Source organism: Spirillospora albida, from assembly GCF_000718255.1.
Lineage (GTDB): Bacteria > Actinomycetota > Actinomycetes > Streptosporangiales > Streptosporangiaceae > Spirillospora > Spirillospora albida.
The window spans coordinates 397317-411415 of sequence record NZ_JOFJ01000001.1; the positions used below are offsets into that span (position 1 = coordinate 397317).

Consider the following 14099-nt stretch of genomic DNA (forward strand, 5'->3'; position numbering starts at 1 on the left):
GCGGCGCGCGGCGCGATGCGTGCTGGGGTCGGTCGTCCTGCTCTGCGGGACGGGGGTGTGGGTCGCTACGTACGCGGGCGACCGGCTGCGCAGCCACGCGTTCATCGCCTTCGACTTCCCGGAGACGTCGTTCCTCACCGGCGACCGGACGGCGCTGCACTTGGCGGCCGCGTCCACGGCGGCGGCCGGGCTGCTCGCCGCGTTCCTCCTGTTGGCGCGGCTGCCGCGCCGGGGGCTCGTGCTCGCCGCCGGGCTGGCCGCCGTCAACACGGCCGCGCTGGCGTTCGCGATGGGCCCGGCACCCGAACGCGTCCGGCCCGTCCCGCCCGTCTCCGGGCCGACGACCGGCGGAATGATCGCGGACGCGTCGCTCGACTGGCGCGTCAAAACCATGCTGCTGTACCCGGTGTGGTGGACCCGCATCGAGTTCACCGGCGTCCGGAGCGTGCCGCCCGGGGTGTGCACGGCCGTGGTGCCGTGGCCGGGCGGGACGCCCGCCGCCGCCACGTGGCCCGCGCGCCCGGCCGGGTGGGTGCCCGAGCAGGGCCGTGCCGGGGCACTCCGGTGGGTGGCCTGGACGACCCTGCCTGCGGCTAGAAGCGCGTGACCAGTGCGATGCGGTCGTGGTCGATGAGGAAGCCGTCCGACACGAAGGTCACCTCGCCGCCGTACTCCAGCACGGTCTCGATGACGTTGTCGACGGCGTCGTCGACGACGTCCGCGCCGTGCAGGACGCCCGGCATGCCGTCCACGGGGACGAGGTGGCCGTCGCCCTTCACGGCGGGCGCGTAGTAGCCGCGCTCCACCACGAGGTGCTCGCCGCGGCCCTGCTCGGCGAGACCGGTCACCTCCACCAGGCCGCACGCGTACCGCTGGATGCCGCGCGCCGCCTCCAGTTCGGCGAGGACGGCGACCTCGCGGAGGTCCTCGTAGGCCGCCAGCGCGGGCCGGACCGCCTCCGCCAGCGCGCCCGGAGTCGCCCCCTCGTAGCTGCCGTCCACCCGGCCCGCGATCGTGATCTGCGGCCCGGCCAGCTCGTCGAAGAACGCCTGGTGCCGGGTGACCCCGGCGACGACCACGGGCCGGCGGTCGGCGGCCAGGACCCGGTCGAGGGCCGCGACGATCTCCCGCATCGTCCGCCGGTACCGCTCGCCCTCGCCGCCCTGCGCGCCGCGGCGGGACTGGCGTCCGGTCGCGGTCTCGTCGACGGGCTCCGGCGCGATCGGGAACCCGCCGCCGGTGTGCTCGGACAGCTCCGGCCCGTGCCCGTCCCACAGCCGGGACTGCTGGTCCGACAGCGACAGCAGCCAGTAGCGCGGGGTGCGGGTGAAGTCGGCGACGAGGTCGCGGGTCGCGAACCCGGAGTCCACGATGACGCGCTCGTCCACATGCTGCCCGACCGTGTAGGCGTGGTGCTCGCCGCCCGGCGCGGCGAACAGCACGAGCCCGTCCGACGGGTGCCGCAGGTCGGCCTCCGCCGCCGCGGCCTCCAGCCCCCGGACGACGTTCTCCGCGGTGTCCGGCGGGACGAGGGGGTCCTCGCTGAGGCGCCGACGGACGGTCGAGAGCAGGTTGCGGAGCCGGATGGGGTCCTCGCGGTTCCCGGGCTCGGCCCGGTGCGTCGGCATCAGCACCGACACCGCCGGATAGGTTCGCGGCTTGCGCAGCTCGGACAGCGTGACTGCGTCCATGTTCCCCCGATCGGTGTGCTTTCTCGTCCGCCTTCCTGTCTACATAGCCGCAGGTAAACGACATGTAAGTCGTCGGCCCGGATCAGGCAGGGGTGATGAAGGCGGTCTCGTAGGCGAGGATCACCGCCTGGGTCCGGTCGCGGGCCTGGAGCTTGGCGAGGATGTTCCCGACATGGGTCTTGACCGTCTGCGGGCTGACGAACAGCTCCCCGGCGATCTCCGCGTTCGAATGCCCCTTGGCCATGAGGCGCAGGACGTCCGCCTCCCGCTCGGTGAGCCGCCCGTGCCAGGGGGCGCCCCGCCCGCCGGACGCGCCGTACTCGGCGGCGAGCGCCCGGATCGCGGCCGGGAACAGCAGGCTGTCGCCGCCCGCCACCAGCCGGATGGCCTGCATGATCTCCTCCGGGCGCGTCCGCTTCAGCAGGAAGCCGTGCGCGCCCGCCTTGAGGGCCTCATAGACGTACTCGTCGTTCTCGAACGTGGTGACGACGATGATCCGGGGCGGTTCCGGCAGCGCGGACAGCAGGTGCCGGGTGGCCTGGATGCCGTCGAGCCGCGGCATCCGCACGTCCATGAGGACGACGTCCGGGTGCAGCCGCGCGACCGCGTCCGGCACCTCGGCGCCGTCGGCGGCCTCGCCCACCACGGCGAGGTCCGGCTCCGCATTGATGATCGCGGCGAGCCCGGCCCGGATGAGGCGCTCGTCGTCCACCAGCAGCACCTTGATCGTCATATTCCGGACCCTAGCGGGAGGGACACCACGACGCGCCAGGTATCGCCGTCGGGGCCGGCGGACATGGCGCCGCGCAGCACGAGGACGCGCTCGCGGATGCCGTCGAGCCCCCGGCCGCCGCCGACCAGCCCGGACGCCTCGCCGGCACGGGCGGCGAGGGGGTTGCTGACCTCCATCTCCAGGCGCCCCCCGGACACGCCGAGCCGCAGCCGCACCGGCACCTTCCCGGCGTGCCGGAGCGCGTTCGTCAGGCCCTCCTGGACGATCCGGTACGCCTCCCGCGACACCGCCGCCGGGACCCGCCCTACCTCCGGCGCGACCCGGGCGTCCAGGCGGACCCCGGCGATGCGCGTCTGGTCCAGCAGCCGGTCCAGGTCGGCGAGGGTGGGCTGCGGAGCCGTCCGGGACGGGTCGTCCCGCAGCAGTCCGAGGACGTGGTCGAGGTCGGCGAGCGCGGCGCGGGCCGACTCCTCGATCGCGCCCAGCGCCTCCCGCGCGAACGCCGGGTCGGCGTCGAGGACCCGGCCGGCGGCGGCGGCCTGGAGGGTCACGACGCTGAGCGCGTGGCCGACCGAGTCGTGCAGCTCGCGGGCCAGCCGGTTGCGCTGCGCGAGCCGGACGGCCCGCGCCTCCACGTCGGCGAGCCGCTCGCCCGCGGACGGCCCGAGGAACACCGGGGCGAGCCGGGCCAGCAGCGCGCCCGCGCCGACGATCAGCGCGAGCAGCGCGGCCAGCGACGCGAAGCCGGCGGCGGGCGCGAATCCCTGGCTCACCTCCGGAGGCCAGTTCCAGGGCTTGAGGAACGTCTCGTCCCAGGACACGAACGGCGCGCAGATGAGGACGACGGCGAACGGCGGCACCGCCAGGCTGACGCCGCTCACGACCACGCCGACGCCGAGGTGCAGCGCGAACCAGGCGCCCGAGCGAAGCCGGCTCTCCCACGAGTGGGCGGGCGCGGGGACGAGCGCCTCGGCGCGTCCGCCGAGCAGTTCGCGGGCGAGGGAGCCCTGCAGCAGCCGCGCCGTCGGGACGAGCCCGGTCACGAACGTCGCCACCGCGGGGACGAGCAGCATCGCGACCGCGCCGAGCACCCACACCCCGCCGCCGATCGGCAGCAGGGGCGTCAGCGCCATCGACAGGAACCAGTACGGCATCAGCAGCGCGCCGCCCACCACCAGGTGGGACCAGCGTCGCCAGGTCGTCCGGTCGACCAGCGGCCGGAGGAGGAAGGTCACCCCCCGATCCTCGCAGAACGGGGCATCGCGCCCCTCCCCCGCGTGGGGGACCTCAGGACCGCGGGCCGCCGCGCCGCTCCCGCGCGTCCCGCTCGGCGAGTTTGGCCAGGCGGGCGTTGTAGACGGCGAGATCGTCGTCCTCGGGACGGCCCTCGCCGCGCGCGGCGCGGTCGGCGCGGCGGTCCAGCCGGCGGGCCCGCCGCCGGTCGTCGAAGTACCACTGGAACGCGAGGACGAGCAGGACGATGAACGTCGGTATCTCGCCGAAGCCCCAGGCGAGGGCGCCGCCGGTGTGCTGGTCCTTGAGGATCGTGGTGCCCCAGGGCGGGTCGACCGCGGTGTACCAGCCGGCGGCGAGTGGCTCACCGAGGTTCATGATCGCGATGCCGAAGAACGCGTGGAAGGGCATCGTGACGAACAGCAGCAGGAGGCGTGCGGGGTAGGGCAGCCGGTGCGGCGCCGGGTCGACGCCGAGCAGCACCCAGAAGAACAGGCCGCCCGCCGCGAGGAAGTGCACCGTCATCGCGATGTGCCCCAGGTGGTTGCGCATCGCGGCCTCGAACAGCGACGTGAAGTACAGGACGAACGTGCTCGCCACGAACAGGATCGTCGCGATCGCGGGATGGCCCATGAACGCGGCGTACCGGCTGTGCAGCGCCGCCGTCAGCCATTCGCGGGGGCCGCGGTCGCCGCGGACCCGGACGGGCTTCAGGGCCCGCAGCGCGAGCGTCAGCGGCGCACCGACGACCAGGAAGATCGGCGTCAGCATGTTCAGCACCATGTGCTGCGCCATGTGCACGCTGAACAGGACAGGCGCGTACCGGGCGACGCCCGTCTGCGTGACGATCACGAGGGACAGCACGCCGGTGAACCAGAACGCCGTGCGGACGAGCGACCAGGAGTCGCCGCGCCGCCGCAGCCGGACCACGGCGGCCAGGTAGAGGCCGCCGAGGGCGAGCGCCAGGACCGCGAAGAAGAGGTCGAACGTCCACAGGGACGCGAGCCGGCCGGGGGTGACGGGCGGCGGCATGTCGAAGCCGAGCAGCGCCCGCACGGCCGTCTCCGACTCGGTGGGCGGGGGCGGCCCGGTCCGGGCCAGCGCGACCGCGAGGCCGGTCGCGGCGGCCATGACCGCCGCCTCGGCGGTGGCGAACCGGGCGAACGCGCGGGGGCGGCCGTCGGCGAGGTCGGTGAGCGTCCGGCCCCGGTGCCACCAGCCGAACCAGCCGAGCACCGCGAACAGGACGATCTTGCCCAGCGCCAGCCGCCCGTACTCCGTGCCGACCAGCTCGGCCGGGTCGGGCAGCTGGACGATGACGTTGGCGATGCCGCTGGCGCCGACGATGACGAAGCACCACAGGGCCATCCGGCTGAACCGCTCCGCCATGACGGGGAGCCGGTCGCGGCGCAGCAGCGCGTGCGCGCCGGTGAGCGCGAGCCCGCCGACCCACGGGGCGACCGCGGCCACGTGCAGGGCCACGGCCGTGACGGCGACGGCGTGGTTGCCCTCGGACGCGGCGTGCCCGGTGAGCGAGGGCGGCAGCAGCGCGATCCCGGCGAGCGCCAGCAGCCCGAGGGCGCCGGCGGGCGACTCGGTGGTGCGGGCGAGCAGCGCGACGACGACGGCCAGCAGCACCACGATCATCATGGCGGTGCCCTGCGGCAGCGTCCCGACGTAGCCGCTCAGCTCGTTGCCGGTGACGACCTCCCCGACGGGCTTGCCGAGAAGGTCCGCGACGGTGAAGACGAGGGTGGCCGCGGCGGCGGCGGCCCAGGCGGCGGCGCACCAGGACGCGGCCCGGACGTAGCCGATCGCGTCCGGGCCGAGGCCGGCGTCCCGGCCCCGGCCGCCGCCGGTGAGGGGCAGCAGCGCGGCGGCGGCCAGGAGCGCGCCGACCGTCAGGGCGGACGCGAGATGCGCGACCGCCCGGGAGACCGGCAGGCCCCAGCGCGTGACGGCGCCGGCGTCGCCGAGCGCGAGCCCGGGGACGACCTGCTCGTTGACCGATCCGCCGAGGACGAGACCGGCCACCAGGACGGTCAGCGCCGCGGCCGCCGCGATCGCGGCGGCCCGCCCGACGCCGCGGCTGCCCTCACTCACCGCTGCCGGACGCCTTCGCGGTCTCCGGCTCGCCGGCCGGGCGGGCGGCGGACGGCCGCGCCCTGCGCTTGGCGCGCAGCACGATCGCGACGCCGATGCCGATGCCGACCAGGGCGCCGGCGCCGACGAGGATCCAGACGATCATGCCGGAGCCGGACTCGTCCTTCTCCTCGGCGTCCTTGACGTCCTGCGGGAGGGGCTGCTCGTCCTTGGTGGCGGCGTCGCCGGTCTGCTGGTCGGACACCGGGCCGCCGCCCGCGGTCGGCTCGGCGGACGGGTCGGCGGCCGGGACGGTGCTCACCTGCGCGGTGCCGGCGAGCGCCGGGGCGACGGCGGCGGCGCCGACCGCCGTGCCGAAGACGGTGGTGAGGGCGGCGACGGCGGCGAGGCGGTGCAGCGGCCGGGCGGTGCGGATGCTCATGGTCGACGGACTTTCCAGTGGACGTCAGGGGGGCGCTCCTACCCTACTGACGCCCCGCCGCTGCCACGTCCGGGGTCGCGAAGTCCGGCGCGGCCGGTCACACCCCGACGCACGTCAGGGCGCGGCGGTAGGCGGCCATCCGGGGCTCCTCGTCCAGGCCCGCCTCGCCGAGGATCTCGGCGAGGTCGAACCATGCCTGCGCGGCCTCGCGGGACGACTCCATCTCCTCCAGGCACGTCGCGGCCCGGGTGAGCACCTCCACCGCCCGCTCGCGGCGGCCGAGCCGCACGCACGCCTCGCCCAGCACGGTCAGCGCCCCGGCAGCGGCCCGGCGCGGCGCGTCCCCGAGCAGCTCCAGGGCCTCCTCGGCGAGCGCGACCGCCTCCGCCGGGCGGCCGAGGACGGTCTCGGCGCGGGCCAGCTCCGTCAGGCACCAGGCGACGTCGATCTCCGCCGCGGCGCCCGCGTTGATCTCGGCCCGGACGCGGGTCAGCAGGTCGCGGGCGCGGGCGGCCTGCCCCGGCCGGGCCCGCAGCAGCAGCCCGGCGTAGGTGACGCGGAGCCGGTTGAGGTCGCGCGGGTCGTCGCCGTCGCCCGCCAGCATCAGCGCCCGCTCGGCGAGCAGCACGCCCTCCTCGTACTCGCCGCGGACCTCGGCGACATAGGCGGCCTCCCAGTAGGCGGTCATCCGGACGCCGGGCGCGCCGATCCGCTCGGCCCGCTCCACCAGCTGCCCGGCGAGCTGCCCGGCCCGCACCAGGTCGCCCCGCTCGATGAACGCGGCGAGCAGCGCCGCGCCCAGCCGGACGGCCGCGCCGGTCGCGTCGGCACCGGTCGCGGTCAGGTGCCGCAGCGCGTTCTCGGCGGTCTCCACGCCCGCGCTGATGTCGCCGCGCTCGCGCAGGCAGCGGGCGAGCGCGACGTGCACCCCCGCCCAGTGGTCGAGGTCGGACTCGGCGGACGCCTCGTCGGTGAGCTCCCGCAGCCCGGCGATCGCGGCCTCCAGCTCGCCGGCCGCCTCCAGCGCGAGGGCGTGCCCCCACCGGGCCTGGTGCAGCATGTCGGGCAGCGCGACGGCGTCCGCGTTGGCGAGCACCTCCGCGAACCGGGCCCGCGCCTCCGCCGCCGCGCCGTTGCGCAGGGCGATCTCGGCGTAGTCGAGGGTGACGCGCAGCTCGTCCACGACGTCCTCGCTGACACCGCTGACCAGGTACGTGGCCGAGCAGTTGAGCTTCGCGGCGAGCAGGTCGACCACGCTCGGCGCGGGCACCCGCTTGTCGCTTTCGATCAGCGAGATGTAGCTGTCGGAGAGCTCGGGGAAGGCGAGCTGGGCCTGGCTCACGCCCTGCCGGATCCGCAGCGCGCGGATCCGCTGCCCCAGCGTCTCCCGATCCATGGTCTGACCCCGCTCCATCGTGTGACCCCGATCTTCCATGTGACCGCCTACAGGGTGCTCGCCGGACGCGTCGCGCGCAGGGCGAGGAAGAAGTCGACTCGGTCCTCCAGTGTGCCGAGGTCGCGTCCCGTCAGGGCCTCGATTCGGCGGATCCGGTACCGAAGCGTGTTGACATGGACGTGCAGCCTGGTCGCCGTCCGGTTCCAGGAGCCCGAGCAGGTGAGGAAGACCTCCAGCGTGTGGAGGAGTTCGGCCTGGCGGCTGCGGTCGTACTCCTCCAGCGGGCCGAGCAGCCGCGCGCGGAAGGACGAGCGCGTCCCCTCGGGGACGGAGGCGAGCAGCCGCGCGTACGAGTCCGCGCCGCGTTCGCCGCGGGGCTCCGGGCCGGGCTCCGCCCGCTCCCCCGGCGCGGCCGCGTCCACCGAGTCTCGCATTCGCACCAGGGCAGGCTATAGCGGACCGTTCCCGTCACGCAGCGCCCGCCCGGTCTCACTTTGGGAAACGCGCCGCCCGGTCGCCGGGCCGGCGCGCCGGGCGGCTAGCCTGTGCTCGCCTCTTTCGAAAAACGCAGCTTGAAGCGGAGCGCCCCGCCATGTCCGACTCCACCACCGCCACGACCGCCGATTCCCCGCCGGGAGGCGGCCGGGGGCCGCTGGACCGGCTCTTCGACCTCTCCGGCCGCGGCACGACGGTCGCGCGGGAGCTGCGCGGCGGCGTCACCACGTTCTTCGCGATGGCCTACATCATCCTGCTGAACCCGATCATCCTCGGCGGGGCGAAGGACGTCACCGGCGCGACGCTGTCGATTCCGCAGCTCACCACGATGACCGCGCTGTCGGCCGCGGTCGCCACGGTGCTGATGGGCCTGGTCGGCAACGCACCGCTCGCGCTGGCGGCGGGCCTCGGCATCAACGCGGTGGTGGCGTTCCAGGCCGCGCCGGTGATGACCTGGCCGCAGGCGATGGGCCTGGTGGTGATCGAGGGCCTCGTCATCGTATTGCTCGCGCTCACCGGGATCCGGGAGCGGATCATGAACTCGATCCCGCTCGCGCTCAAGCACGCGATCGCGGTCGGCATCGGCGCGTTCATCGCGCTGGTCGGCCTGTACGACGCCGGTTTCGTCTCCTCCAGCGAGACCGCCCCGCCGCTGGCGCTCGGCACCGGCGGCCACCTCGCGACCTGGCCGTCGCTGGTGTTCGCCCTGACCCTGCTGCTGATGATCGTCCTGTACGTGCGGCGGGTGCCGGGCGCGATCCTGATCGGCATCGTCGCCGGGACGGCCGGCGCGGTGCTCATCGAGGCGAACGCGTCCGTGCCGAAGAACGGCTGGGGCATCGTCACGCCCGACATGCCCGACAAGCTGTTCGCCGCGCCCGACTTCGGGCTGTTCGGCGAGGTCGACCTGTTCGGCGGGTTCGGCCGGGCCGGGTTCATCACCGCGCTGGTCGTGCTGTTCACGCTGGTGCTGTCCGGGTTCTTCGACGCGATGGGCACGATCCTCGGGATCACCGACGAGGCCGGCCTGCTGGACGAGCGCGGCCAGGTGCCGCGGCTCGGCCGGATCCTGTCGGTGGACGGCGTCTCCGCCGCGTTCGGCGGCATCACCAGCTCGTCCGCCAACACGGTGTTCGTGGAGTCGGCGGCGGGCGTCGGCGAGGGCGCCAAGACGGGCCTCGCCAACATCGCGACCGGCGCGCTGTTCGCCGCGACCCTGTTCCTCACTCCGCTCGCCGCGGTCGTGCCCGCGCAGGCCGCCGCGCCCGCCCTGGTGGTCGTCGGCGCGCTGATGATGGCGCAGGTCGCCAAGGTCGACTGGGACGACCTGGACATCGCGATCCCGTCGTTCCTCGCGATCGTGCTCATGCCGTTCACCTACTCGATCACGATCGGGATCGGGGCCGGGCTGGTCTCGTTCGCGGTGATCAAGTTGGCGAAGGGGCGGCTCCGCGAGGTGTCGGTCTGGCTGTGGCCCGTGGTGGTGCTGTTCCTGCTGTTCTTCGCGATCTACCCGATCGAGCTCTGGCTCGGCGTGAAGTAGCGCGGATCCGAGAGAATCTCCGCCGAAACGAGAGTCCCGACCGCGGTCCCGGGTGTCAAATAGTGCCGTCATGGCGTAAGCAGAAGGTAGGGCTTCACCCCCGGAGTGAAAGGCGTGGCTCTGGTGTCCGCGGACTCACCCCCCGACGCGTCCCCGCCCGGTCACGTGCTGCTCGCGCCGGGGCGGTTCGCGGGGGCGCTCTCCGCGGCGGGGGTGGCCCGCCATCTCTCGGCCGGGCTGCGCCGCGTCCGGCCGGACGTGCCGCTGGTCGAACTGCCCGTCCCGGACGGCGGCGACGGCACCGTCGAGGCCGCGGTCGCCGCGGGCTGGCGGGAGGTCGAGGTGGAGGTCTGCGGGCCGACCGGGCGCCCGGTCACGGCGCGGCTGGCGCTGCGGGGCCGGCACGCGGTGGTGGAGCTCGCCGAGGCGTCCGGGATGCGCCGGCTGCCCGGCGGCAAGCCGCGCCCCCTCACCGCGTCCAGCCTCGGGACCGGGCAGCTCCTCGCGCACGCGGTGCGGCTCGGCGCCCGCCGGATCGTGCTGGCCCCCGGCGGCGGCGCCTGCGCGGACGGCGGCGCCGGGCTGGTCCGGGGGCTCGGCGGGCGGCTGCTGGACGCGCTCGGCAAGGAACTGCCGCCCGGCGGGGCGGCGCTGCGCTCGCTGCACGCCCTCGACCTGCGCGGCCTGCCGGACCTGTCGGACGTCCAGGTGGTGGTCGCGGGCGACGGGGCGGGGCCGCTGCTCGGCCGCACCGGCGCCGCCGCCGCGACCGGGCCGCCGCACGGGCCCGCGCGGGGGGCGACCCGCGAGGAGATCCGGATGCTGGACGCCGGGCTGCGCCGCTGGGCCGATCTCGCCGAGGCGGCGTCCCGCACGGCGGTCCGCGACCTGCCCGGCGCGGGCACCGCGGGCGGGGTCGGGTTCGCGGCCCTCGCGTTCCTCGGCGCCACGATCGAGCCGGGCCCGTCCGTGCTGCTCGGGCTGCTCGGATTCGCGGAGCGGGCGCGCGGCGCCCGCCTCGTGGTGACGGGCGACGGCACGCTGGACGCCCGGTCGCTGCGCGGCGCCGCCCCCGCCGGGGTGGCGCGGGCCGCCGCCCGCGCCGGCGCCCCCGTGATCGCGGTGACGGGGCGGCGGGCGCTGACCGGCGAGCAGCTCCGCAAGGCCCGCATCCAGGCCGCCTACGCCCTGGACGGCCTCGAGCCGGACACCGAGCGCCGCGTCCGGCGCGCCGGGCCGCTGCTCGAGCAGCTGGCGGTCGCGATCGCCGACGAGTGGCTGCCGCGCCGCCCCTGATCGGCTTTACATCTCGTCAGCATGGACGTCCATGCCTTTACACGCTGCAGATGGGCACGCGGGTGTGACCGGCCGCACGCTGGGGACATCATCCAGGTCGGCGTTGACGGAGGACCCCGTGAAGATCGGCGTACCCCGAGAGATCAAGAACCACGAGTACCGCGTGGCCATCACCCCGGCGGGGGTCCACGAGCTGACCCGCCACGACCACGAGGTTTTCGTCGAGCGCGGCGCGGGCCTCGGGTCGGCGATCCCGGACGACGACTACACCGCGGCCGGGGCGAAGATCCTCGACGGCCCGGACGAGGTGTGGGCCGAGGGCGACCTCATCCTCAAGGTGAAGGAGCCCATCAAGCTCGAATACCACCGCATGCGCGAGGGCCAGACCCTGTTCACCTACCTGCACCTGGCGGCGTCCCGTCCCTGCACGGACGCGCTGCTCGAGGCGGGCGTGACCGCGATCGCGTACGAGACCGTCCAGCTCCCGGACGGGTCGCTGCCGCTCCTCGCCCCCATGTCGGAGGTCGCCGGGCGGCTCGCGGCGCAGGTCGGCGCCTACAACCTCATGGCGTTCAACGGCGGGCGAGGGGTGCTGCCGGGCGGCGTGCCGGGCGTCCTGCCCGCGAAGGTCCTCGTGATCGGCGGCGGCGTCGCGGGGCTGAACGCGGCCCAGATCGCCGCCGGGATGGGCGCGGAGGTCACCGTCCTGGACGTGCACGTCGAGCGGCTCCGCCACATCGACGCGATCTACCGGGGCCGCATCCGGACGCTCGTGTCCAGCGCCTACACGGTCGAGCACGAGGCCCGTGCCGCCGATTTGGTGATCGGGGCGGTACTGATCCCGGGCGCCCGCGCGCCCAAGCTGATCAGCAGCGACCTGGTCGCCGGGATGAAGGCCGGTTCCGTGCTCGTCGACATCGCGATCGACCAGGGCGGCTGCTTCGAGGACTCCCGCCCCACCACGCACGACGACCCGACCTACCGCGTGCGCGACTCGGTGTTCTACTGCGTGGCGAACATGCCGGGCTCCGTCCCGAACACCTCGACGTACGCGCTCACCGGCGTCACCCTGCCCTACGCGGTCGCGCTCGCCGACAAGGGCTGGCGGCGCGCCCTGCGCGAGGACGCGGCGCTCGCGGGCGGCCTCAACACCCACGCGGGCGAGGTCGTCCACACCCAGGTCGCCGAGGCCCACGGGCTGCCGGGCACGTCCCTCGCCGAGATCCTCGGCTGAGCCGGGCCGCTCCCGGGGGAGCCGCCCGTAGAGTGGCCCGCATGGGCCAGCTGATCATCGTGCGGCACGGAGAGACCGAGTGGAGCCGGGCGCGCCGGCACACCGGGCGGACCGATCTGCCGCTGACGGCGCGCGGCGAGGAGCAGGCGCGGGCACTGGCGGGGCCGCTGGCGGGCCGGCGGTTCGTCCGGACGGTGTCCAGCCCCGCCGAGCGCGCGCTGCGGACGGCCGAGCTCGCGGGCCTCGCCGTGGACGCCAGGGACCCCGACCTGTGGGAGTGGGACTACGGCGGCTACGAGGGCATCACGTCGGCGCGGATCCGCGAGGACCGGCCAGGGTGGTACCTGTGGACCGACGGCGTGGTCCCCGGTGACGCCGATCATCCGGGTGAGAGCATCGAGAGCGTCGGCGCCCGGGTCGACGCGGCCCTGGACCGGGTCCGCCCGCTGCTCGACGAGGGGGACGTCGCGGTGGTGGCGCACGGGCACCTGCTGCGGATCCTGACCGCCCGGTGGCTCGGCCTCGAACCGGCGCTCGGCCGCCTGTTCCGCCTCGACACCGGCACCGTGTCGAGCCTCGGCACCGAGTACGACCGGCCGGTGATCCTGTCCTGGAACGTCCCGGCGCCGTGAACGCGACCGGTGGCGCGTCCCGTCCGTCCGTATAACATACCCCCAGGGGGGTTTGCCTCCCGGGGTGCACGCCCCCGATGATCACGGAGGACGGAGATGGCGACCAGCGAGACCCCTGTCCGCGGCTACACCGCCACGAAGGACCAGCTCCAGACCCGGCTGCGCCGGATCGAGGGGCAGGTGCGCGGCATCGAGCGGATGGTCGAGGACGACCGGTACTGCATCGACGTGCTCACCCAGATCAGCGCCGTCCAGGCCGCCCTGGACAAGGTGGCGCTGGGCCTGCTGGACGGGCACGTCCGGCACTGCGTCGCCGAGGGCGCCGAGGAGGGCAAGGGCGACCGGATGTCGACCGAGCTGATGGCCGCCGTCGGCAGGCTGATGCGCCGCGGGTGACGGGCCCCGGCCCGGGAGGGGCGGCTCAGGAGGCGACGGCCCAGGTGGCGAGGTCGGCCTCGTGCTCGCGTGTGAGCCGCAGCGCCCGCCGCGCGTCCGGCGAGTAGCGGTACCGCTCCGGCACGGCGTGCGACGTCCGGTACAGGGTCTTGAGGGCCAGCGTCGCGGCGAGGTCGGACGTCGGCAGCCCCGGCAGGCCGTACATGCGGCGCGCCCAGCGCGGCAGCGTGGACACGACCAGCGTCCCGAGGGCGGGGGCGGCGAGCTTGAGCGGCATCAGATGGGCGGGGACCGCCGGGCTGAACATGCGGCGCAGGCCCTCCCTGGCCTCCCGGCACGCCCAGATGCCCTCCCGCATGCCGGCGTAATAGTCGCGCATCTCGGCGACGGACCCCGGCACGGTGGCGGGGTCGAGGCCGACGACCTCGGCGGCGCGGCGCTGCTCGGCCACGAACGCGTCGGCGTCGGCGCCGGTGAGCGGCACCCCGGCGCGGCGCGCGACGTCCAGGTACGAGTCGACCTCGCCCATGTGGACCCACAGGAGGTTCTCGGGCTCGTCGACGCGGAACGTCTCGCCGGTGCGCATGTCCAGGCCGGTCAGCTTGGAGTGCAGCTTGCGGACGCGCCGCCCGACCCGCTCGACCTCCGCCTCGGTCCCGTAGGTGCGGACGCTCACGAACTGGACGGTCCGGGCGAGCCGTCCCCAGGCGGCCGCCGGGTCCATCAGCTCGGAGTTCTGCGCGGTGCCCCACATGGTCCGGGGATGCAGCGCCTGGAGCAGCAGGGCCCGGATCCCGCCGACGAACAGGACCGGCTCGCCCATGACCCGCCAGGTCACCGAGCCGGGGCCGAAGAGACCGTGTTCCGCACCCATGGGACCGCCTTCCGTTCCGGGGGGCGTGCGGGGCACGCCCGTCCGGAGTAAC

13 protein-coding genes and 1 pseudogene are annotated in these 14099 nt (G+C 75.0%); 6 read left to right on the plus strand and 8 right to left on the minus strand.

Features of this window, described 5'->3' with window-relative positions; genetic code table 11:
- Nucleotides 1-19 precede the first annotated feature (19 nt).
- The gene (locus IE99_RS0101895; RefSeq protein ID WP_030145120.1) at nt 20-607 is read left to right on the plus strand and encodes a hypothetical protein; all 588 of its coding nucleotides are present in this window, start codon (nt 20-22) and stop codon (nt 605-607) included.
- Here IE99_RS0101895 and IE99_RS0101900 read toward each other — a convergent pair.
- The 7 genes and pseudogenes from IE99_RS0101900 to IE99_RS0101930 all read right to left on the minus strand — a co-directional run.
- Nucleotides 594-1691 carry a baeRF3 domain-containing protein gene (locus tag IE99_RS0101900; protein WP_030145121.1) on the minus strand — a complete coding sequence of 366 codons (1098 nt, stop codon included), beginning with the start codon at nt 1689-1691 and terminating at the stop codon, nt 594-596. The genes IE99_RS0101895 and IE99_RS0101900 overlap by 14 nt on opposite strands.
- An 82-nt stretch (nt 1692-1773) precedes the next feature.
- Nucleotides 1774-2424: a response regulator transcription factor gene (locus tag IE99_RS0101905; protein WP_030145122.1), complete on the minus strand. Its 651-nt coding sequence runs from the start codon at nt 2422-2424 to the stop codon at nt 1774-1776.
- Nucleotides 2421-3659 (minus strand): sensor histidine kinase, encoded by a 1239-nt coding sequence (locus IE99_RS0101910; protein WP_037558445.1) that lies wholly within the window; start codon nt 3657-3659, stop codon nt 2421-2423. Before IE99_RS0101910 ends, IE99_RS0101905 begins: the two co-directional genes overlap by 4 nt.
- Nucleotides 3660-3711: 52 nt before the next feature.
- Nucleotides 3712-5760: a bifunctional copper resistance protein CopD/cytochrome c oxidase assembly protein gene (locus IE99_RS0101915; RefSeq protein ID WP_037558446.1), complete on the minus strand. Its 2049-nt coding sequence runs from the start codon at nt 5758-5760 to the stop codon at nt 3712-3714.
- On the minus strand, nt 5753-6181 hold the full coding sequence (locus tag IE99_RS0101920; protein ID WP_030145125.1) for a hypothetical protein: 429 nt from the start codon (nt 6179-6181) through the stop codon (nt 5753-5755). The genes IE99_RS0101915 and IE99_RS0101920 overlap by 8 nt, the downstream gene beginning before the upstream one ends.
- A 97-nt stretch (nt 6182-6278) precedes the next feature.
- Nucleotides 6279-7577, minus strand: a complete 1299-nt coding sequence (locus IE99_RS0101925; protein ID WP_030145126.1) for a helix-turn-helix domain-containing protein — start codon at nt 7575-7577, stop codon at nt 6279-6281.
- Between the two features lie 47 nt (nt 7578-7624).
- Nucleotides 7625-7993, minus strand: a pseudogene (locus IE99_RS0101930) (PucR family transcriptional regulator); the annotation flags it as partial.
- Between the two features lie 176 nt (nt 7994-8169).
- Here IE99_RS0101930 and IE99_RS0101935 point away from each other — a divergent pair.
- The 5 genes from IE99_RS0101935 to IE99_RS0101955 all read left to right on the plus strand — a co-directional run bounded on the left by IE99_RS0101935 (nt 8170) and on the right by IE99_RS0101955 (nt 13173).
- Nucleotides 8170-9615, plus strand: a complete 1446-nt coding sequence (locus IE99_RS0101935) for an NCS2 family permease (RefSeq protein ID WP_030145128.1) — start codon at nt 8170-8172, stop codon at nt 9613-9615.
- 123 nt (nt 9616-9738) lie between these two features.
- Nucleotides 9739-10911, plus strand: coding sequence for a glycerate kinase (locus IE99_RS0101940; protein WP_030145129.1), 1173 nt, complete (start codon nt 9739-9741; stop codon nt 10909-10911).
- Between the two features lie 118 nt (nt 10912-11029).
- Entirely contained in the window at nt 11030-12145 is a 1116-nt protein-coding gene (gene ald, locus IE99_RS0101945) for an alanine dehydrogenase (protein WP_030145130.1), read from the plus strand.
- A gap of 41 nt (nt 12146-12186) precedes the next feature.
- Complete coding sequence (locus tag IE99_RS0101950; protein ID WP_030145131.1) at nt 12187-12777, plus strand: histidine phosphatase family protein; 591 nt, start codon at nt 12187-12189, stop codon at nt 12775-12777.
- Nucleotides 12778-12873: 96 nt separating this feature from the next.
- Entirely contained in the window at nt 12874-13173 is a 300-nt protein-coding gene (locus IE99_RS0101955; RefSeq protein ID WP_030145132.1) for a metal-sensitive transcriptional regulator, read from the plus strand.
- Between the two features lie 25 nt (nt 13174-13198).
- On the opposite strand, the gene IE99_RS0101960 is transcribed toward IE99_RS0101955, so the two are convergent.
- Entirely contained in the window at nt 13199-14047 is an 849-nt protein-coding gene (locus tag IE99_RS0101960; RefSeq protein ID WP_037558447.1) for an oxygenase MpaB family protein, read from the minus strand.
- Nucleotides 14048-14099: the final 52 nt, after the last annotated feature.